Source organism: Prolixibacteraceae bacterium (genome assembly GCA_019856515.1).
Lineage (GTDB): Bacteria > Bacteroidota > Bacteroidia > Bacteroidales > Prolixibacteraceae > Halosquirtibacter > Halosquirtibacter xylanolyticus.
The window spans coordinates 1,404,388-1,426,650 of the sequence record CP082230.1; the positions used below are offsets into that span (position 1 = coordinate 1,404,388).

At 36.0% G+C, this 22,263-nt stretch carries 19 protein-coding genes; 11 read left to right on the forward strand and 8 right to left on the reverse strand.

Translation table 11 applies throughout. From position 1 onward, the window contains the following. Positions 1 to 3: 3 nt before the first annotated feature. A complete protein-coding gene (locus tag K5X82_04770) occupies positions 4 to 663 on the reverse strand; it encodes a VTC domain-containing protein (protein ID QZT38218.1) in 660 nt (219 codons plus the stop codon). A gap of 272 nt (positions 664 to 935) precedes the next feature. On the opposite strand from K5X82_04770, the gene K5X82_04775 reads away from it, so the two are divergent. Next, the gene (locus tag K5X82_04775) at positions 936 to 1,559 is read left to right on the forward strand and encodes a hypothetical protein (protein ID QZT38219.1); all 624 of its coding nucleotides are present in this window, start codon (positions 936 to 938) and stop codon (positions 1,557 to 1,559) included. An 11-nt stretch (positions 1,560 to 1,570) separates the two neighbouring features. After that, complete coding sequence (locus K5X82_04780) at positions 1,571 to 3,784, forward strand: RelA/SpoT family protein (GenBank protein QZT38220.1); 2,214 nt, start codon at positions 1,571 to 1,573, stop codon at positions 3,782 to 3,784. A gap of 262 nt (positions 3,785 to 4,046) precedes the next feature. Here K5X82_04780 and K5X82_04785 read toward each other — a convergent pair whose 3' ends face one another. Further along, positions 4,047 to 5,189, reverse strand: coding sequence for a hypothetical protein (locus K5X82_04785; protein QZT38221.1), 1,143 nt, complete (start codon positions 5,187 to 5,189; stop codon positions 4,047 to 4,049). Positions 5,190 to 5,200: 11 nt separating this feature from the next. After that, positions 5,201 to 6,373, reverse strand: coding sequence for an outer membrane protein assembly factor (locus K5X82_04790; GenBank protein ID QZT38222.1), 1,173 nt, complete (start codon positions 6,371 to 6,373; stop codon positions 5,201 to 5,203). A 1,587-nt stretch (positions 6,374 to 7,960) separates the two neighbouring features. Here K5X82_04790 and K5X82_04795 point away from each other — a divergent pair. After that, positions 7,961 to 8,230: a DUF493 domain-containing protein gene (locus K5X82_04795; protein QZT38223.1), complete on the forward strand. Its 270-nt coding sequence runs from the start codon at positions 7,961 to 7,963 to the stop codon at positions 8,228 to 8,230. Between the two features lie 30 nt (positions 8,231 to 8,260). Here K5X82_04795 and K5X82_04800 read toward each other — a convergent pair whose 3' ends face one another. Then, complete coding sequence (locus tag K5X82_04800; GenBank protein QZT38224.1) at positions 8,261 to 8,902, reverse strand: hypothetical protein; 642 nt, start codon at positions 8,900 to 8,902, stop codon at positions 8,261 to 8,263. A 68-nt stretch (positions 8,903 to 8,970) separates the two neighbouring features. Continuing rightward, on the reverse strand, positions 8,971 to 9,825 hold the full coding sequence (locus tag K5X82_04805) for a hypothetical protein (GenBank protein ID QZT38225.1): 855 nt from the start codon (positions 9,823 to 9,825) through the stop codon (positions 8,971 to 8,973). Positions 9,826 to 9,949: 124 nt separating this feature from the next. Between K5X82_04805 and K5X82_04810 the strand changes: the two genes are divergently transcribed. From K5X82_04810 to K5X82_04830, 5 genes are all read left to right on the forward strand, one after another. Beyond that, on the forward strand, positions 9,950 to 10,771 hold the full coding sequence (locus K5X82_04810; protein ID QZT38226.1) for a Cof-type HAD-IIB family hydrolase: 822 nt from the start codon (positions 9,950 to 9,952) through the stop codon (positions 10,769 to 10,771). A gap of 42 nt (positions 10,772 to 10,813) precedes the next feature. Continuing rightward, the gene (locus tag K5X82_04815) at positions 10,814 to 10,951 is read left to right on the forward strand and encodes a hypothetical protein (protein ID QZT38227.1); all 138 of its coding nucleotides are present in this window, start codon (positions 10,814 to 10,816) and stop codon (positions 10,949 to 10,951) included. A gap of 180 nt (positions 10,952 to 11,131) precedes the next feature. Next, complete coding sequence (gene nhaD / locus K5X82_04820) at positions 11,132 to 12,517, forward strand: sodium:proton antiporter NhaD (GenBank protein ID QZT39082.1); 1,386 nt, start codon at positions 11,132 to 11,134, stop codon at positions 12,515 to 12,517. 69 nt (positions 12,518 to 12,586) lie between these two features. Then, the gene (locus K5X82_04825) at positions 12,587 to 13,105 is read left to right on the forward strand and encodes a 3'-5' exonuclease (protein ID QZT38228.1); all 519 of its coding nucleotides are present in this window, start codon (positions 12,587 to 12,589) and stop codon (positions 13,103 to 13,105) included. Between the two features lie 5 nt (positions 13,106 to 13,110). Further along, positions 13,111 to 13,686, forward strand: coding sequence for a TIGR00730 family Rossman fold protein (locus tag K5X82_04830; protein QZT38229.1), 576 nt, complete (start codon positions 13,111 to 13,113; stop codon positions 13,684 to 13,686). A gap of 55 nt (positions 13,687 to 13,741) precedes the next feature. Here the strand turns inward: K5X82_04830 and dapF are convergent, their stop codons facing one another. Continuing rightward, positions 13,742 to 14,524 (reverse strand): diaminopimelate epimerase, encoded by a 783-nt coding sequence (dapF, locus tag K5X82_04835; GenBank protein ID QZT38230.1) that lies wholly within the window; start codon positions 14,522 to 14,524, stop codon positions 13,742 to 13,744. Between the two features lie 129 nt (positions 14,525 to 14,653). Between dapF and K5X82_04840 the strand changes: the two genes are divergently transcribed. The 3 genes from K5X82_04840 to K5X82_04850 all read left to right on the forward strand — a co-directional run bounded on the left by K5X82_04840 (position 14,654) and on the right by K5X82_04850 (position 18,626). After that, on the forward strand, positions 14,654 to 16,108 hold the full coding sequence (locus tag K5X82_04840) for a Do family serine endopeptidase (protein QZT38231.1): 1,455 nt from the start codon (positions 14,654 to 14,656) through the stop codon (positions 16,106 to 16,108). Positions 16,109 to 16,177: 69 nt separating this feature from the next. Continuing rightward, on the forward strand, positions 16,178 to 17,038 hold the full coding sequence (locus tag K5X82_04845) for an RNA polymerase sigma factor RpoD/SigA (protein QZT38232.1): 861 nt from the start codon (positions 16,178 to 16,180) through the stop codon (positions 17,036 to 17,038). Between the two features lie 109 nt (positions 17,039 to 17,147). Continuing rightward, a complete protein-coding gene (locus K5X82_04850; GenBank protein ID QZT38233.1) occupies positions 17,148 to 18,626 on the forward strand; it encodes a sulfatase in 1,479 nt (492 codons plus the stop codon). Positions 18,627 to 18,687: 61 nt separating this feature from the next. On the opposite strand, the gene K5X82_04855 is transcribed toward K5X82_04850, so the two are convergent. Next, positions 18,688 to 19,881 carry a trans-2-enoyl-CoA reductase family protein gene (locus K5X82_04855; protein QZT38234.1) on the reverse strand — a complete coding sequence of 398 codons (1,194 nt, stop codon included), beginning with the start codon at positions 19,879 to 19,881 and terminating at the stop codon, positions 18,688 to 18,690. Positions 19,882 to 20,092: 211 nt separating this feature from the next. Continuing rightward, positions 20,093 to 22,159, reverse strand: a complete 2,067-nt coding sequence (locus K5X82_04860) for an HDIG domain-containing protein (protein ID QZT38235.1) — start codon at positions 22,157 to 22,159, stop codon at positions 20,093 to 20,095. Between the last annotated feature and the right edge of the window lie 104 nt (positions 22,160 to 22,263).

Here is a 22,263-nt window from a genome sequence, read left to right on the forward strand (position 1 = left end):
AGACTATTTTAAACTCTTTAAATAGTGCAACACTGCTTTTCTCTTATGTGGGAAAAATTGAGTGTGCAACATTCCTATTCCAAAACAATACTTACTAAATTTAATCGATCGAAAAGAGTGTGATCTTAGAAATTGGACAAAGCTACTTTCATTAAAGTGCATCCCTTTAACTTCAACCACAACAAACCCCTCTAAAATATCAACCCATTGATTATCTTGTAGAATTTTCAAGGATTGGTCGATAGTAACTTTCTCATTACTCTCTAATGAATAAAATGAAGCTCGAAAATAGTTATTTTTTAATGAATTTCTCAACGCTTCAATACCAATAGGAATCTCAAACCCATTAATAAATCTCTCAGCACCATTCATCGAGGCTTTGATACGTTTCTTCACCATCTGCCCACCAACCACTTTACACTTCATTTCCCAATAACAATCCTCTGTATCAATATAAATTCTTTTTCTGAGTTTATAACGAGGACGCTTTCCCCTTAAATGATCTCTAGCAAGATCTAAACGCGCTGTATCGTAATAATGATTTTCATACTCTTGCAACCATGATTCATTCACTTTCAACACATGGTATGATTTTTGAAGATACCCCAATATAACATCTAAAGACTCAGACGGGATGATAAACTTTTGATCATAACGTGTCATAAATGATGGTCTCTTAGTAGAATCATCAAGAGTTATAGAACGAAAACAATATTTAGACAGATCATTATACATCATGAGACATAATTAATTACGTATACTTTTGAAACAATAGTTCCTATAAACTTGTTTAATCAAACCATATATTAAAAAAGGGAAAATATAAGGGCTTTAATATAGCTTTAAGATTTTAGAATCATATTTTTTTTTAGCTTTGAATTACTATAAAAAATGAAAAAATGAAATTATTTTCTACATATATCAAAACAATACTTATGACATTATTTGTTTGTCTTCTAGGACACACTTCTGATGCTCAAGAAAACAGATCCATATCACGAAATTTGTATGATAGATACTATGGATATAATAGCTATGATATGTTTAGGCCATATTTCATTTCACCCCATATTATCATCCCAAAAGATTCTATTGGATATAGTGATCTCAACATCGAAGTGGGAACATACTTTCAAACAGATTTTGACAATTACAATGAACTAGGAATGTATGTAAATCCACTACTTCAAGGACGACTCTCTAAAAGAATTGTATATAGCATAGAACCTTTTGTTAGCAACCACAACCTATGGCTCTCTAGTTCTAATGACTTTCCAACAATGTATAATGGTTATGCTAATTTTCAACAAATTGGAGGAAGTGCCTATTTAGCATACGAACTAAATGATCATTTTGAAGTAGGAGCTGGTATACATGGAAGCTATGCATTCTCTAACAGTAGACAGATACAAAATATGGTTAAACCATTTCATCAAATTGGAGGATCTGTATATACCCGATATAAGAGAGATAATTTCTCGTTTACAGTTCAATTTGATTACACCAAACTACCTGAGTACCCATCTCCTATCCCTTTCAGAGAAGACCCGAATAAATAATATCTTATCGAATGACAAACAAAGACGAACTATATATATTAGAGCTTGAAGATCAATTAAAATCATATTGTGTCTCAAAGCTTAAAGAAGAAGAGATAGATAAAGTTGATAACGCAAGACGACTGGCATCATCCATCCTATCCAACAGGAAGCTACCAGATGGAGAACCCTACTATGCACACTCTCTTGGAGTCGCGTTAATTGCAGGGGAAGAGATGGGATTAGCGTCAGACTCTATTATTGCCTCACTCCTACACAACACAACTGCCCTACAAACGGATATTGAAGAATATCTAAACCAAATTAATGAATCTTATGGCGAAACAGTTGTAGTAATACTAAGAGGCTTAACAAAGATCAACTCATTAGACAAAGATAATATTGCAATTCAAAGCGATAACTTTCGTCGATTAATGATGACCTTATCAGGTGATATTCGTGTTATCTTAGTCAAAATTGCAGATCAACTCAGAGACATGCGAAATCTTCACTACTTCCCTGAAGAGAAGAAGATGTCCTTCGCCCACGAAACAAACTATCTCTACGCTCCTTTTGCTCATCGTCTTGGTCTGTATAAGATAAATTCAGAACTTCAAGATCTATGGTTAAAAACAATTCATTCTGAAGACTACTATTTTATTGATAAGAATCTAGAAAAGACAGGCTCTTTTCGTGAAAATTTTGTCTCTGAATTTGTAAAACCTATCGAAGATAAACTAAAAAGGAAAGGATTTCAATTTGAAATGAAAGCCCGCACCAAGTCTATTTATTCGATATGGAATAAAATGCAAAAAAAGAAAGTCGATTTTGAAGATGTACATGATGTCTTTGCAATTCGTGTCATTCTAGATTCAGAACAGCACGAAGAAAAATCAAACTGTTGGCAAGTTTTTTCTATTGTAACGGAACATTACCAAACGAATCCCAATAGACTGAGAGACTGGATTTCGATTCCCAAATCAAATGGTTATGAATCATTACATACAACCGTTTTAGGTCCAGGAAGTAGATGGGTAGAAGTACAGATCCGTACAACAAGAATGAATGATACGGCAGAAAATGGACTCGCAGCACACTGGAGATATAAAGGAGGGAAAGAATCTGGAAGTTTTGATGATTGGTTGAAATCAGTTCGAGAGATCCTAGAGAACCCTGACCTTAACCCATTCGATTTTATCGATGAGTTTAAGACCAATGTATATGAAGATGAACTTTTTGTCTTTACACCCAAAGGAGACCTAAAGAAGCTACGTGCTGATGCTACACTTCTTGACTTTGCTTACGATATACATTCTCAAGTGGGAGATCAATGTGTTGGTGGACTTGTTAATGGGAAAAAAGTATCCATTAAACACAAACTACAAAATGGAGATCATATCTCTATTGAGACCTCTAAATCTCAAAAACCAAAGATGGATTGGTTAGAGTTTGTAGTCACTACGAAAGCAAAATCTAGAATCAAAGTTAGCCTTAATGAAGAGCAACGTAAATTAGCTGAACAAGGAAAAGAGATTGTAAAGCGTAAATTTAAAAACTGGAAGATAGACTATAATGATCGTATTATTCAAGAGGTACTAGATTATTGTAAAATTAAGCTATCTAAAGACCTTTATGCTAAGATTGCAGAAGATAAGATTGACATCCTTGACATCAAAAATTTTATCACTCAAAAGGAAGAGAAGGCGAACAACAACGATACTACGCAAACAAACTTAGAAGCACTTCTTGGTGAAGATTTAGTCGATGACCTTAATATAGATGGATCTGATGATTTTCTGGTTATTGACAACAACATAACAAATGTAGTATATAAACTATCGAAATGCTGTAACCCAATCCTAGGAGATGATATTTTTGGATTCGTTACGATCAAAGAAGGAATTAAGATACATCGTCGAACTTGTCCTAACGCACCTCAAATGTTAGAAAGGTATCCTTATCGAATGTTGAAGGCAAAATGGAAAGGTGAAAACAATACGAAAAAATCATTCCAAGCAACCTTACATATTACTGGACTAGATCAAACAAATATCGTTGGCGATATTTCGCAATTAGTATCCAAAGAGGCAGGCATTCAGATGCGATCGATATCTTTTGACTCGGGCAATGGACAAATCGAAGGGATAATTAAGGTATACGTATATGATTTAGGGCACCTTGAGTTCTTAATGCAGAAACTTAAAAATGCTAGAGGTATTAATACTGTATCAAGATCGGATGGATAGATAACAAGACGAAAGGTGGTGTTGACAAGATCATGTTAACACTATCTTTTTCATATAAATAGCAGAGCAAATTTTTATTACAAAAGAGGAGCTAGGATATTAGGTATAATACAACAAAAAAAAGAGGGTATCTAAATAGACACCCTCAAACCTAACCTAACCTAAATTCCTATGAAAAATTTGCTTTTCCCTTACGATTACAAAGATGAGGAATATCATTGTAATTGAAAAACACCCTAGACATAACATTTTGAAATAAAACTTAAAAAGCTTCAAGAAATGTCAGAAACAGTGCACTATCTCCATTTGGTCCAAAGCCAAGATCTGCTCGTAAATGGACCTTTTCTTTATTATCTATCCTAAAGCGTCCACCTATACCATATACACATTTGACATCATCAAAGAACCCCTTATTTGATAAAGAGTAGTCATTTCCTACACCAACCCAGGCAACAGCTCCAAGCCTCCACCAGAGATCTCTCCGATATTCTCCTTGCACATACCACATATTATTATCCAAATATTTGTTCGGATTCGAAATACCTCTAAGGCTATTCTTGTCGGCTAATACTGGCATACGGAAAAAGGGAGTCTCATCACTACTATTTTTGAAAACACTCTGAAAAGCAAATACATTCTTTTTTGGTAAACCAAATGTATTGAAATATCTTATATCTAATGATAATGTTGAAAACTCATAATCACTTCCCATCCATGAGGCATAGTGAAGAGCTTTTAAATCAACATACAAACCACTAAATGGATATACTACATTATCACGACTATCATATCGCAACATTGGTCCCAAACCAATAATAAACCCTCCATCATAACCAGGAACATCCGGAGTAAAAAGATCTCCTTCGATTGAAGCAATTCCCATGGTTTGAATATCAAAAAATAATCCAATATAGACATTCCCAAAACCTTTTGAAACACCTCCAGATAGCAGAAACTCATTACTTGTAAACATCGAATAATCTTCAACATCTCCTTCTAAACCAATTCCATACCACTGATTCTCTTTTCGATAATACCCTACTGAAGTAATAATATTCCAATTGCTTTTTGTATATCCATTTAGATCTGCCTCTGCAACAACAAAACCCTCTGTAGAATACGAAAACTCTGTTGCGATGGTAGTTGTTTTACCTCCGTCACCATATAATGTCCATAGAGGTTTGATTCCCAATATAAGACCAGACTGAGGATCATATCCAGCCACGGGATACATACTCAAAGAGTAAGTCTCTTTATCAATTGTAACAAAATCGACAAACGCCTCAAGCCATCGCTGAACTGTAGGGGTTGTCTCAGGGGACGTGACAGAAGTACTATCTTGATTGCTACCCAAAACACGGCCACTTAAAATCAATAATAAGACTCCTAATAAATATTTCTTCATCTATCGTTTTTTCAAAATGCTTCTAATACTGTCAAATATATTGAATTTTGACCATGGGGACCAAAACCAACGTCTGCTCTAAAGTTTAGATTATCCTCGGGAAGGATTTTAAACCTCAGACCTGCTCCATAAACTACTTTAATATCTTTAAAAGCTCTATTGTCATTCGAACCAAATTCATTACCCAATCCTGCAAAAACAGCATAACCAAATCTATTTTTAAACATCCTTCGATATTCTGCTCTTGTAAACCACACCTTTTCATCAATGTAACGAAACGGATGTTCAATCCCTCGTAATGCTTTCTTCCCCCCTAATTTACTCATCAAATAAAATGGAACTTCCCCAAAATTCAAATCTGCAAACACCTGAAACGCAAGGACCCTATTGGGATCTTTTAAACTCTTATAATATCTTAAATCAACTACCCATTTTTGGAATGAATAATCATTAAACGAAGCCTTAGGAAAATTCAAATAGTAACTAGTCCCAAAGAAACCGTCTCGAGGAAATAAAATATCATCCCTTGTGTCATACCTCACAACAGGACCTATTCCCATTGCATATCCCCCATCAAAACCATACACCGATTCATCTAAAGGAACTGCATCAGGCTCTGAATCCAAATCAAGTTCATTTTTCGTATGAGATATTAAAAACCGAAAACCTATAAAAAACTCTTCGGTCACCCCTTTGGAAACTTCGCCAGACCACATCCGGTTGTAATAAGTATAATCCGTAGGAACCACACTACTGTCATTATTACCTATACCATAAAAATCATTAGGCGTTTCATTGATCTTAATATTGGACATCAAGATCCATCTAGACTTAGTATACATTAAGAAGTCGACCTCAAAGCTAAACTGTCCTTGGGCCGAAACCATAAAGGAAGGGATCAATGTTGTAGGTCGGTAAAATTCGTTTGCCTTTAGTGTGTCCTTGGGGATAAAACGAAAGACAGGCATTATTCCAACTTGAAAACCAGTCTGAGGACCAAAACCTAACATTGGATATAAAGAGAAAGAGTATTTATCATGAGTAAAAGTAACTTTATCTAACGTTTTACTCACAAGTTCAGTCGTATGGTCAATTAAATTTTTATTGACCAAAGTATCTTGTTGTTGAGCAAATGATGATAATGTTGCTACACACATGATAAATAATAATCGTATTCTATTCATCAAAAAAAATTAATTACACATAGAGTTTCTATTCCTTATTCAAAACACTCATTGGTCAGGCAGAGCCACACCATTGAACCAAGCACTTTCTACTTGTATAACAACAAAAGTGCCATAATAGATCATTTTATCTGAACTTTTTCAACAAACAGATCAGTTTAAGGACATTTAAATCAAATATTTTCAATTATGGATATCTGGTTTCTCATAAAACACGAAAAAATACAATATGAATAAGTTGAAATTTGAATCGTCACAAAGGTGCAACAACAATCACTACATCTATGCCACACATAGCAATTGAGAATATACATCAAGTTACGATTGACCTAGTCTATTTGGCTTTTTCCGAGATTTGATGGGTAACCACTTATCGTTGCAATCAAATCATCAAGGCAAAGCTATATTCTCCAATCAAATTACGACAAACAGACCATCGTTTTAGTAGGTTTAGGCTTTTTGAACCCGTTACTATAATAATTTCATCAAAAACATCACGAACACATATCGTTATGGCTTGTTAACTCTTTTGCATCTCCAAACCTATAGCATCACCATAGAATATTCATCTATTTAACATTTTTGATGAATGAAGTATCAATGAAGTATCCTTGAAGTATCAATAAACTACGAAGGAAACCCTATCTAAGATGTCTGTTATTTCCTAAAGTAGAAGCACTTTTTCTATCCAAGTTATCATAAGAACCATGAACCACCTTAATGAGGTAATTCATGCTCTTTATGCCCCCTCAGAGGAACGTACAGCTCCAGCTCGGAGACAGAATTGATTGCAATCACACTCCTGTATTCTCCATGCCACATATCGCCTTCATCAAAACTAGTAACATAGAAGAGTTTAGATGCCTATTAAGGCAGGGTGATTATTGGACAACACATTCAAGATGGAAGAGGATAACGAATCATTGAAATATTGTCCTAAAGGATACAACCTGTGAGTTTAAGATGTTTTAGATAAATAGAGATTCATAAAGAACCCTTAAAGCCGTCATCACCTGACTAACATGCTACTATCACCTGTTTTTTCTTGGGTGTCATTCCAAGTATATTCGAAATTCCCTCACCCAAAAAGGGAAATCGATGAATGAACTTCGAGTGAACTTGGAATGAACTTCGAGCCATCTCAGGGGAAAAGCAGGTGATAGTAGCTTGTTGGTCAGAGTAAGGTGATATTGATGAGGTCGGATGTGATAATGGTATATGAGCATTGTTCTATTTAATATGGTCCACACACCAAGTTTCGGAAAGCGCCAAAAAATTGAGGGACTAGACCTAAAGGGAGAATGAACATTACAATTTAGGGGAGAACCACTCGTCAAAAAAAAACGGAGTACCTTGTCTTGCCCTTCGATCCTATACGAGACACATCCATTAAAAAACATCAAATTCAACATTTGCTGATCAAAAGAAGTTCTCACTTGTTATTGTTTAAAACAATACAAAGAAGATCACCCTGAGCTTTAATTACATCAATTAAGTATTCGATAGTGATCAACATACTACAAAAAGTAAAATGAAGTTTTAATTTTACCCCGTTGAAACACTATCTTTGTAATAAAATTTATAGACATGTTAGATCCATACAAAAGACTAGAAGAGATATTAAAGGAAGATGACTCATGGCCTAAAGCTTATATGTTTAAATTTATCGTGCCAAATCAGGACGATAAAGTCAACATTGTAAAAGCAATGATGCCTGAACCAAATAAAGTGGTCATGCGTAGTTCAAAAGATCTGAAATACGTCTCCGTTTCGTTAAAAACAACGGTAAAAAATGCGGACGAGATACTTGACTTGTATAAAAAAGTGGATCAAGTTGAAGGAGTAATAAAACTATAATCCGATTGTATTCCGGTTCTAAAGAGACTTTTAGAACCGGAGCATAAAGAACAAACTAGCATAGCCCTTAGATAGTTTCTGATATACGTCTTTTACTACTGCATCGAACATTGAATCAAATCGTGACATTTGATAGTAATAATCTTTTGAGATTAATTGAGGTAAATTATATACACATTGATTGGCTTTATTTAGCACCCCTATACTGTTTCTCCTTGTATAACAGACCCCCTCTTCTCGCCTATTTTCACATTGAAATAGACATATCATCTGTCGGCGGGGATCATTAAAAGAGAAGTAGTCAATCCGGTATTTCCCACTCTTATTTATTTGATGCCCTAATACCCCTTCATATATATCTTTTAATGTAAAAGGCAGATCTGAAATAAACCAGTGGTGGTGGTCAGTCATCCAACGATAACGAATATAATTATCATCCGGAGACCAAATTTTCTTTATTATTCGATGTAAACCATCAAAAATGAACGACCATATTCTAAAGCGGTCATACATACAGTCTACTGCATTTAATGAGACACTACGTAATGAAACAATGAGTTGGCCTATAGCCCCCTTTTGTTCTTCAACATCAATAAAAGATATTTGTGCCCCATCATAAACTACGGTATGATGAAAACGCTCTACAATATGATATACTTCCTCTTTATTCATAATCAGCCATCTCTTTAACTTATATATTATTGAGACAGCTAAAGTGGAATAATGTTCAACTAAAAAATTTAAAAAACACCGAAATATGCTTTCAAAGCAGGAGTTAGTTGTCCTTTAATAGAATTTAATATGTAAGCAATATCAGAAGTGTTTTTATTCCAATCCTTTTTTACAAAGAACAAATTAAATTCATCTTTAAAAGAGGATTTGGTATCTACAACATCCATTACGGTTTTATAGAAAAGAGTAAACAGGTCTTTTTCACCATAAAGAGTTTCATCATCTATGGAGATAACTTTCAATAAATTCGTCAATAGGGCTTTGTCTTTCAACAAAATGGCACACCATAATCCCTTCATCATATTCCCATAAAGATACGGTAGTGCATTGGGATCATTACACAGAGCTATTTCAACAGGTTGAAACTTAAAAGTCTCATAGAGTGAATTAATGGAAGAGTGATCTCCTTTATTTAGTAAATAGAAAGCATGGATATTAGCCAAAGCTAACCTTTGATAGCGGTCTATTTTGGCCGCTTCACTTCGAGCTTTATATGCAACAACCACTTGCCCCATTGCTTCGATCCACTTATCAGCCTCGGCACCTTTAGAGTATACAAATGCTGTAAAATACAGATCTGATAATTTAAAAATCCAATCAATAACCGGAGCATCAACATAAGTTGCAATAAATGCTTTATACTCTCTTTGTGCGTACTGAAACTCTCCAATTAATTTATAAGCATCAAAACGTGCCATTCTTAGTTGCGCATAAAGATCTTGATTTTCCACCAACAGTTCAAGAGGTTGCGTATCCATCAGAAATTTCTGCAAAGCACGACTTGATCTATTCTTTATTGCATCTTCATACAATTTCATTGATTGATTAAAAAGAACAACTTTTTCGTCCCTAATTGGTTCCATAATATAGTTATAGCATTTAAAAAATTCGATAATCCGATTTAACTAAACAAAAATAGGTATTATTGGGATGTGATAAATATTTCTTTCAAAGAAACTACTAAATTTGACTCAAAACGGATCATATATGCAGAAAAAAATGTGGATTACAGATTTAGATGGGACGCTACTAAACAACAACGAGCAGCTTCCATCATCACTATATGATGCAATAAATAAAATTCCCTCTCATACAATCAAGGTTATTGCCACTGGTCGTAATTTAGAAAAAGTTAGAAGAGCAATAACGAATATTCAACTCTTTGATTTTATCATCTTTTCTTCAGGTGCTGGCATATATGACACATCTAAACAGTCACTTATTCATGTTAACAATCTTTCAAAGCACACTTGTCGTATAGTATTTGATTTCCTTGATCGACAAAAATATAATTTCATATACACACAGAAAGTCCCCTTCAATCAAAATTTATATTACAAAGAAAACTATCCGTGTAAACATTTTGATCAGTACCTCTATGCACACGAGAGAGATTTGGACCGAAATCTTACCACACTCAATAATGAACTTGCCCAATTCATGGTTTTTATTCCAAATAACGAAGATCTCATTCAATCGATAACAACACAAATTCACTCTATTTCGGACGAACTTCAAGTTATTCGAGCGACATCACCTATTGACGCATCATTCTGTTGGATTGAGATATTTCATAGAGAGGTATCAAAAGGAAAAGCTGTTCGATTTTTAAGTCATACCCTCTCCATAGATTTAGAGCACAGTATTGGGGTTGGAAACGACTACAACGACCTCGATTTTCTCACTATCATTGGAAATCCCTATGTGGTAGAGAATAGTCCTTCTGACTTAAAAAACAGGTTTAATGTCGTTGCCAGCAATCAAGACCATGGTGTTTTAGATGTTTTAAAAAAACATGGTATAGCATAAACAATCAGCACTCTACTTTGTATTAATTAGAAAAAATAATTGATGGCAAAGAAGAAGTGTAAAACAGAATCGACAGGAAACAAAAGTGGCAATGAGAAATACTCTTGCAAAAAATGCTCAAGAGAAAGTGAAGTTAAAAAATCATTATGTAAGCCTAAAAAGAAGGACAATAAAGACTAGGTATCAAACATTTACACCCAACACAAGAATTTACCAAAACTATCTTTTAACTTTTTTTTACTCAACAAGAGAACAACGAGAGCAGTTTGCAACTACCTTTGCCCAGCTAATTAAGAAACCATAGAACGTTCTAAACGACAAATTACATGAACTACACATTATTTTATTTATAAAAAACATATTACTATGTTCTCATTAATGTTGATTGTTTTTATAATCGGATACCTAGCGATTATATTTGAATCGAATATCAAAATTAGTAAAACGGCATCGGCCCTGTTTATGGGAGTTGCAGTATGGGTGGTATACTCCCTAAATGGTTTTGATATTCTTTCACTTGGTTATAGCCATAGCTGGCATGAATTTCTGTCAACTCACCCCAACGCCAACTCGATTATTGGTGCAGCAGATTTTATTCTTAACACCGAACTCTACTCACATCTATCAGAGGTAGCCTCCATTGTATTCTTCCTTCTCGGAGCAATGACTATAGTGGAAATTATAGATAGATATCAGGGATTCAAGGTTATTACCCAGAAAATTCACCAAGGAAGTCGAGTCAAGCTACTATGGATCATAGGGATACTCGCTTTTGTTATGAGTTCTGTTTTAGACAACTTAACAACCACAATTGTTATTATTTCACTACTCAACAAGCTTATTTCGGCCAAAGAAGAGAGATGGCTTATTGGTGGTATTGTTGTGATCGCGGCTAATGCTGGTGGAGCATGGTCTCCTATTGGTGATGTTACCACCATCATGTTATGGATTGGGGAACAAGTAACAACAGTCAGTTTAATCAAAGCAGTACTGCTCCCAAGTATTGTGAATGTACTTGTTCCTCTCATCATTGCAAGTTTTTATGTCAAAGGACAAGCAGTTAAACCAACACTAGACCAAGAAGAGACCAAAGTATTTACGACTCCTTTTGAAAGGAATCTGGTATTCTTCCTTGGAGTTGCTGCACTTCTATTTGTTCCGATATTAAAAACATGGACTGGACTTCCACCTTACATGGGAATGCTTTTAGGACTCTCGATCATGTGGACCCTTACAGAAGTTATCTCTCGCCGTAAGAGGAAGGCAGAGGATAGACGAAGACTTAATCCTGGCTATATCATAAAAAAATTAGATACCCCTACCATACTCTATTTCACAGGAATACTTCTTGCTGTTGCAGCATTGGCATCTGCAGGGCAATTAGACCTTATTGCAGAGTATCTGGATGAACATATTGGAAATATATATGGTATCAACTTAGCCATTGGAGCCCTGTCTTCGGTAGTTGACAACTCTTCTCTTGTCGCAGCTACAATGGGAATGTACGAAACAGCTCAAGCTGGAGCAACAGGATATTTGAGTAACTTTGTGCAGAATGGTGACTTCTGGACATTCTTAACATACTGTGCTGGAACAGGAGGTTCAATGATGATTATTGGATCTGCAGCAGGAGTTGCAGCAATGGGTATTGACAGAATTCCTTTTGGATGGTATCTTAAAAAAATATCATGGATGGCATTCATTGGATTTCTTGCAGGAGCACTAACTTTTTATCTAATTAACTAAGACTTTTCTCTGATGTATTCGATCTATGCTAGATCGAATACATCAAAGAAAAAATAATATACAACCTTCATGGATTCATTTGTAGCACTTGATTTTGAAACTGCAAATAGAAAAAGAGAGAGCGCATGTTCTCTTGCAATTGTTACTGTTGAAAAAGGGAAAATACTGGAAACATTCCATACTTTTATACGCCCTCCAGACAATGATTATGACATACAGAATATTCAAGTACATGGTATCACTCCAGAGATAACCGAATATGCAAATGATTTTAGAGTGTGCTTTCCTGAGATATACAAACGAATCAAAGGCAAAACAATTGTAGCTCATAATGAAAGCTTTGATCGTGGCGTTCTTCGTAAAGCTATCGAATACTATCATATTGACGCATCCGAACTTGACCTAACACAGAAGTGGCATTGCACCTATAGGCTCTGGAAAAAAGTGGGGTTAGAACCAACAACACTAAAACACTGTTGCGAACATTTTGGAATTCAATTAAACCATCACGATGCAATCTCTGATGCAGAAGCTTCAGCAAAGCTTTTTGTCATTTATCAATATTACTTAAACCAAACTAAAAAATAATCCCTATGAATATTTGTGTTTTTTGCTCTTCAGCAAACAATCTAAACGAAAAATATCAAACTACTGCACGTCAGTTAGGCGAAAAAATAGCCAAAGGAAATCACCAACTTGTTTATGGCGGAGCAAAAGTCGGACTCATGCATATTGTGGCTGAGAATACAAGAAACCATGGTGCCCAAACCATTGGTATCGTGGCACAGGTTATTAAGAACAATAATGTTGCTTCAAGCAGTGACGATCAACAATTCATCACACCAACAATGCACGAAAGAAAAGCTCTAATGAGAGAGAAATCAGATGCTGTAATTGCACTCCCAGGTGGATTCGGAACTCTAGAGGAACTATTAGAAGTGCTAACATTGAAACAACTTGGAGAGATCAATATCCCAGTGGTTATTTTCAATATCGACCACTATTATGATCATCTTATTGATCAATTTAAGACTGCTGTTAAAGATGGTTTTTCTAAAGAGGCCTATTTGGGTCTTTATCTTGAAACAACAAGTATTGACGATGCATTTGAATATATTGAAACTTACAGAAACACTTCAGATAAAACTTCCATAACAAAGTGGAATTAATAAAGAGTATCTATCGCTCTACATAAGTAAAGTGGAGCGATAGAGGCTATATATTCTATATATGTATCTCTCCATTAAAGACTCTTATAGCAGGACCTTTAAGCCATACATGTCGAAAGTGTTGTTCCGATTGCTGATCAAAGCGAACTTCTAATTCCCCTCCTTTAGCAAATACTTTGAACCTATCAAACTGACTATTCGACATGACACATGCCGAAATTGCAGCTGCTGTTACACCAGTGCCACAAGCCAATGTCTCATCTTCAACACCTCTTTCATAAGTTAGAACATGAAGAACATCCTTATCCATCTGAACAAAGTTGACATTGGTTCCTTCTTTTGCAAAGCGATTATTGTAACGAATTTTTCGCCCCTCTTCAACCACATCGAGTCCTTCTAGCTGGCAGAAAGTAACATAGTGTGGTGAACCTGTATTCAAGTAGAAATCCTCACCAACACGCTCTATACGATCGACATCGATCATCTCTAGATCAACAATCTGATCTTCATCCATTTTCGCTTTATGAACTCCATCGACAGCAATAAATTCGACTTCATCTTCAAAAATGCCTAAAAAATGTGCGAAGGCAACGATACAACGCCCGCCATTACCACACATTGTAGCCTCTCGACCATCACTGTTATAATAACGCATACGAAAAGCATACAGGGCATCTGACTCTAGCAACATTAAGCCATCAGCACCCACACCAAAGCGCCTATCACATAAATGACGAACTAACTCAATATTATTGGCATCAAATTTGTTATCTCTATTATCAATAATTACAAAATCATTACCAGCACCTTGATATTTATGAAATCTATAACTTTTCATTACATATATTTAAATTATCTTTGAAACTACTTTAATTTATTAATCTACAACAAATAATTAAGACGTATAACAACCTTCTATCTTTTTATCTATTTTACGTTAATTCAAAACTACAAAATAATAGTTGACATGAAAAATTTAAAAAGCCTTATCAAGTACCTATCTGTAGCATTCACTACAAGTTTACTAACAATTTTAGGAGTTTTTACTATCATTTCAAACAAACAAGTAGCACATACTGATTATACATACAAGCAACCAGTACCGACACAGCTATCTAGTTTTAGTAGTAGTACAGCTCAACAATATCCAAATTTAACCAATGCAGCTGAGAAATCTGTTCATGCAGTGGTACATATTACAACACAAAAGGAGATGACTCATCAACCTCAATCTCTTTTTGATCTATTCTATGGAAATGGCTCAGGGAGTTACAACCAGCCTCAAGTACAACAGGCAAGTGGTTCAGGAGTTATCATCTCATCAGATGGGTATATTGTCACAAACAACCACGTAATTGATGATGCCGATAACATTAAAGTCATTTTTGAAGAGAACAAAACATTCGATGCTAAACTAGTTGGAACGGACCCTAATACAGACATTGCTATTTTGAAAGTTGAAGCAGAAGGACTTCCATATTTAGAGTGGGGAGACGCTCAAAAGCTGAAACTAGGAGAGTGGGTATTGGCTGTTGGAAACCCCTTTTCGCTTAACTCTACAGTGACCGCTGGTATCGTAAGTGCCAAATCAAGGTCCATAGGAATCATGTCTGGACAGATGGCATTAGAGTCGTTCATTCAAACAGATGCAGCGGTTAATCCAGGAAATTCAGGAGGGGCATTGGTTAATCAGTCTGGACAACTAGTCGGAATAAACACTGCAATAGCATCTAGAACAGGGAGTTATTCTGGTTATTCATTTGCTGTACCGTCGACCATTGCAAAAAAAGTAGTCGGTGATATACTTAAATATGGAGCCGTACAACGTGCTATATTAGGTGTACAAATCAGAGACAACAATAGCCAGCTAGCAGAAGAAGAAGATCTTGACATCACTTATGGTGCATATGTAGCAAGAGTAACGGATGGTAGTGGTGCTGAGAAAGCAGGAATTGAAAGTGGAGATATTATTATTGCTGTTAACGAGCGTGCCATAAAAAACACCACACAACTTAGAGAGCAAGTTGGACAATACAGTCCTGGGAATACCGTTACTGTTAAGATAAATAGAGATGGGGATGAGAAAGAATTTACTGTCGAACTTCAAAACCTTAAAGGAAACACAAACATCATTAAAGCGACAAACGATTTCCTTGGAGCGAAGTTTAAACCTTTAAATATTAATCAACAGAGAAAATTTAGCATCCAATACGGACTACAAGTCACCTCATTATCAGACGGCAAACTAAAAAATGCTGGAATAAAGAAAGGTTTTATCATTACTAGTGTTAACAATTATGCAGTTTCTTCCGTAAAAGAACTACAAGATTTGGTAATGAATACCCCAACAAATAAACAAGTATTAATTGAAGGTGTTTACCCTAATGGCGAGTGGGCGTACCACATCTTCAAAAACAACTAATTTATCATGTGCTATCGTTTGTTTTTATGAAAAACAATCGTTAAATTTGCGCACTTTTAATCGGAGAGCATGAGACAACTTAAGATCACAAAATCTATCACTAACCGTGAGAGTGCTTCACTAGACAAGTATTTACAAGAAATTGGTAAAGAGGAGCTTATTACCGTTGAAGAAGAAGTAGAATTGGCTCAACGGATAAAAAAAGGAGACCAAGCAGCACTAGAGAAACTGACTAGAGCGAACTTGAGATTCGTTGTATCTGTTGCCAAGCAGTACCAAAATCAAGGACTTACACTTCCTGACCTTATTAACGAAGGAAACTTAGGTTTGATTAAAGCTGCAGAAAAATTCGACGAAACACGTGGATTTAAATTTATCTCCTATGCAGTATGGTGGATTCGCCAATCTATACTACAAGCATTGGCTGAGCAGTCACGTATCGTTCGTCTACCTCTAAATCAGGTAGGATCTCTAAATAAGATCAATAAAGCATTCTCTAAATTTGAGCAGGAGCACGAAAGAAAGCCTTCTCCTGAAGAGCTAGCGGAAACGCTTGACCTTCCTGCAGACAAAGTATCAGATACCCTTAGAGTTTCTGGTAGACATGTTTCTGTAGATGCACCTTTTGTCGACGGGGAAGACAACAGTTTATTAGATGTACTAGTAAACGATGATTCACCAAATGCAGATAGAAGTTTGATTGGAGAATCTCTTGCAAAAGAAATTGAACGTTCTCTTGCGACCCTTACTGAAAGAGAAGCGGATATTATTCGTATGTTCTTTGGTATTGGATGTCAAGAAATGACTCTTGAAGAGATTGGAGAACGTTTCGGGCTTACAAGAGAGCGCGTACGTCAGATCAAAGAAAAAGCAATCAGAAGATTGAGACACACCTCTAGAAGTAAACTTCTTAAAAGTTACTTAGGTTAAGTTGTCAGAAATAGATATTACGAAAGGCTACCATATTTTATGGTAGCCTTTTCTTGTAGGAACCTATTCTAAATATTATCTTTGACATACAACCTATAAAACAAACATTATGAGACAAACTTGTAAAATAAGTAGCTACATACTTTTTGCAATGCTCACAAGCAGTTGTATAAAAGCAGAAAAAAAACAACCACCCAATATTCTGTTTATTGCAATAGATGATCTGAGACCGGACTTAGCATGTTATGGCAACAAATATGTCAAATCACCAAATCTAGATCAACTTGCTAAAGAGGGAGCTCTCTTCACAAACCATTTCACCAATATACCTACATGTGGAGCCTCAAGGCATTCGATGTTAACAGGCTTATATCCAAAAACCACCAAACAACTTGGCAATGCAGCAAGTGAACATGCTTTTCATAAAAAGAACAGCTCTGGTATGCCTGAAACTTTTATTGCTCGAATAAAAAAAAGAGGGTATCACACTATTGGGATAGGGAAAATAAGCCACTCTACCGATGGATATATTTATAAATATAAAGAACAACCATCAAAAATTAGAGAGCTGCCAAACAGTTGGGATGAACTACTATTTGACTACAGTAAATGGGGAACAGGGTGGAATGCATTTTTTGGCTATGCTAATGGCGAAAACAGACAATCACTAAATAAGCAAGTTAAACCTTATGAGATAGCAGATGTAGACGACACCGGTTATATTGATGGTGTGACTGCAAATCTTGCAATAAAGAGATTAGGACAACTAAAAAATGAAAAAAAGCCCTTCTTCTTAGCTGTTGGTTTTTTTAAACCTCACCTCCCGTTCAATGCACCAAAAAAATATTGGGACCTATACAACAGAGAAGACCTTCCAGCATCAAGTAATCCAAATATCCCAAAGGGAGTCCATAAGGCATCTCTTCATCAAAGTAAAGAGTTTAATCTATACCATTGCGGTGACGAACATCTTGACCTTACCCATAAAGCATCTGAAGAATACTCACGAAAGCTACACCATGCCTATTATGCGTGCATTTCCTATGTAGACCAACAGGTAGGAAAGGTAATCAACGAGTTAAAAAAACAAGGGCTAGACAAGAACACCATAATTGTTGTTTGGGGAGATCACGGATGGCATCTTGGAGATCAACATGTATGGGGAAAACACACCTTATTTGAAAATGCACTACGAAGCACGTTAATCATCAAAGACCCGCGAAGCAAAAAAAGTGGAGTAGTAATATCAAATATTGTAGAATCAGTGGACCTCTACCCTACGATATGTGAAATAGCAGAAGTCCCTAAGCCACAAAATATCAATGGAGAGACAATGGTTCCTCTTCTTTATGGAGATACTACACGCCAAAAGAACTATGCTTATGGTTACTTTAACAAAGGTGTTACCCTTCGAAATGAACAATATAGATTGATCAAGTATTTTCGAAATGAAAAACCTACAATTGAACTGTATGACCATAAAACAGATCCCTTAGAAGATGAGAATATCGCAGAACAAAACAGCAATATTATCAAACAACTTCTTCCGATCCTAGAGAAAGGAAACACAGGACTGTACGGTTACTAAAAAAATGAAGAGGGTGTCCACCCAAATGAACACCCTCTTCTTCTATCTTGTGATATATCTCTTATTGAATACTCTTCACAGATGTAGTCTCATCTACATCCGCAGTGTAATCAACCCCCTCAATATCAAATCCGAATAAACTCATAAAATCATGCTTATATCCTTCTAAATCTCCAATCTCAGCAAGATTATCAGAATCAGCGATATCCCACAGTTTTGAGACCTTCTCTTGGATATCATCTCTCATCTCCCAATCATCAACGCGAATACGTCCTTTCTCATCTACTGGAATTTCAGATCCTGTATACAGACGTTCACTATACAAACGTTGAATCTGTTCGATACATCCTTCATGAATATTCGCTTCTTTCATCACTTTGAATAGTAGTGATATATAAAGAGGAATAACAGGAATAGCTGAACTTGCTTGAGTAACTAATGCTTTATTTACTGAAACATATGCCTCACCATGGATTGATGACAACTTCTCAGTCAACTCATGAGCTGTAGCCTCTAGATGATCTTTTGCTTTTCCGATAGTACCATTTCTATAGATAGGGAAAGTGATCTCAGGGCCAATGTATGAATAAGCCACAGTCTTTACTCCGTCAGCCAAAACACCAGCTTCAGCCAATGCTTCCATCCATAATCTCCAATCATCACCACCCATTACCTGAACCGTATTCGCAATCTCCTCTTCATCCTTAATTGGTTGAATAGAAACTTCAGACACTTTTCCTGTATGGAAGTCCACTGTTTTATTAGAATACTCCCCATCAATAGGCTTTAACACAGATCTGTATGTCTGACCATCAACTGGATTAGTACGGCGAGGAGAAGCCAAACTGTAAATCACTAAATCTACCTCTCCTAGGTCTTTCTTAATGGCCTCAATAGCCTCCGCTTTCACTTCATTCGAGAAAGCATCACCATTAATTGTTTTTGCATAAAGACCCTCTTCTTCAGCAAATTTTTCAAATGCAGCAGTATTATACCACCCTGCTGTTCCAGGCTTACCTTCGACACCCGGCTTTTCAAAACACACTCCTAGGGTTGCAGCATTTGACCCAAAAGCACTTGTGATACGTGAAGCCAAACCGAAACCTGTTGATGAACCAATAACAAGTACTTTTTTAGCACCCTCAATGGCTCCTTTAGATTTCACATAATTGATCTGATTCAACACATTTTGTTCACATCCCTTTGGGTGAGAAGTAAAACAAATGAAACCTCTCATTTTTGGTTCAATAATCATACTGTAAATATTTTATTCAAGAATATATTTCTTATTCAAACAACACGGCTCATACTACAAAGCATCCGTGTCAACTCTAATACAAACTTAATAACTCTATATCTGTTTACAACGCAATTTAATTCAAAAAGAAGTCATCGAAACCGATTTTAGATACAAAAAGCATCAAAACATCGAACAGCTTAGATTAATAGTTTATTTTTATCTCTACTTAAGACTTCTTTTTCTCCTTAGGATAGGCAATCCTAGAGTGATAAACATTTACAAGTTGGTCTAAATAACATCGTTTTAGAGCTGTTATTTGCGCAAAAGTAATGGGTGCATGATCCAACTGTCCCATCTCTATCTTACTATCGAAGATCTGATCAATCAACTTCTTTAAATTCTCTTCACTCTTATCTGTCAAGCTCCTAGAGGCTGCCTCTATTGCATCAGAGAACATGACCACAGCTTGCTCTTTTGTCACAGGATTAGGACCAGGATAGGAGAACTTCGATTTATCAATTAAAACGCCATCATCTGCATTGTTTTTGCTCATCACATAAAAATACCCTGTCACCCCCGTACCATGATGTGAAGTTATAAAATCAGCAATTGGCTTTGGAAGATTATGTTTTTTTGCCAACTCCATACCACCAGTCACATGTCCAATAATGATCTTAGCACTCTCTTCCGGAGATAATCGATCGTGAGGATTCACACCACCCACTTGATTTTCGGTATAAAAGGTAGGATGAATCATTTTTCCAATATCATGATACAAGGCACCTGCCCTTGCTAAATTAGCATCTGCTTCGATCTCCATAGCTGCCCTCTCTGATAAGTTCGCCACTTGATTAGAATGCTGAAAAGTACCAGGAGCTTCATTAGACAACTTTCTCAATAAAGGCTGCTGGTTAATATTTGACAACTCCAACAGAGTAAAATCAGACATAAAACCAAATGCTTTTTCTGACACATAAGCAAGGGGCTGAGCCAAATTAACCAATAGAGCATGTAGAAAAAACCACTTGATCATCGACCAGTTTACCGCCGATATATTTCCATCTTGAATTAATGAGATCGCAATGTATCCAACCAAGAACGTCATAAAGACAACCAGTGAGGTCAGTACCCAATGCCCTCTTTTCTTTAATGTCCTTAAAGACATAACAGCTGCCGTACCAGCAATAAATTGCAAAAACAGATACTCATATCCATTCGGAGCAAAATAACCGATCATGACCACTAAAATAGTGTTCGTAAAAATGGCTATTCTACGCCCAAGAAAAGAGTAAGCCAAAATAGCAAAAATAGAGACTGGGAAAAGATACAAGTTAAGATCTGGAACTTGGCTAATAAGTCGAGCAGACACCACTGCTATAACCACTAAAACAAAAAGATATAAGACCTGTTTTATATTCTCACTTATCTCTGGATAAAAATCATATATATACAGAATAAGAAGGGTTACCAGAATAGTTATAAAAAGGAGCATCCCCAAAGAGACCAGCATGTTATTGACATTCATTCCTCCAACCTCTTTGATACTCGACTGCATCGACTCCAATATATTATATATCTGAGGGGTTATTAAATCTCCTTGCGCAACAATTCGCTCTCCTTCTTGAACCATCCCTCTGGTATGAGAAATTGAGGCTAGCAACTCAATCTTAGCTTTCTTAGAAACTTCCTTCTCATAAAAAAGATTTGTCTCGATATATTTTGAAGGATTCAATGACGAAACCAATAGAGATGAACGTTTTCCTGGCCGATCGTACTGCTTCCACTTCTGAGAAATATGTTGAAATGCATCTTTCAATGAGTACAAACGACCAACCGGCTGGGGCTGCACCACTCGATCTCTAAGAATCGATACATCTGAAATACTATCCAATAAACCATTATTAACGATTACCTGCTCTAACACACCTCTTCGATATACAGAATCGAGCACAGCAACAAACCATGACTCCTCAACGGAATTAAAACCAATCAATCCTCGGATATCTTCCTTGAGATACCTGATATTTTTATCAGAAACACTATCATTCAGTGTAAAATAAGGCTGATAGCCCTTCATTGCAATACGCTCCTCCTCCTTTAGCTCTTGCTTGTTTTTCGCAATGGCAAAACTAAAAGGTGCATACAATGTTTCATGACGCCATGGCTTTCCTTCTTGATATTCATATCGAAAGTTCTTTTCACGAGGAAAAGCAAAGAAAAGCATAGCAATGGTCGACACACAGATCAAAAGAATATACACTTTATGCCCAAAAGGATGTGGTTTGTTTTCCATAAGTTATTACTCAAGTTACACAAATGAACAGCTTCAATATCTATTATGAATTCTTATTGAAAATGATTAATTTACACAAAAATAAGCAATTCTAAATGTTTTCT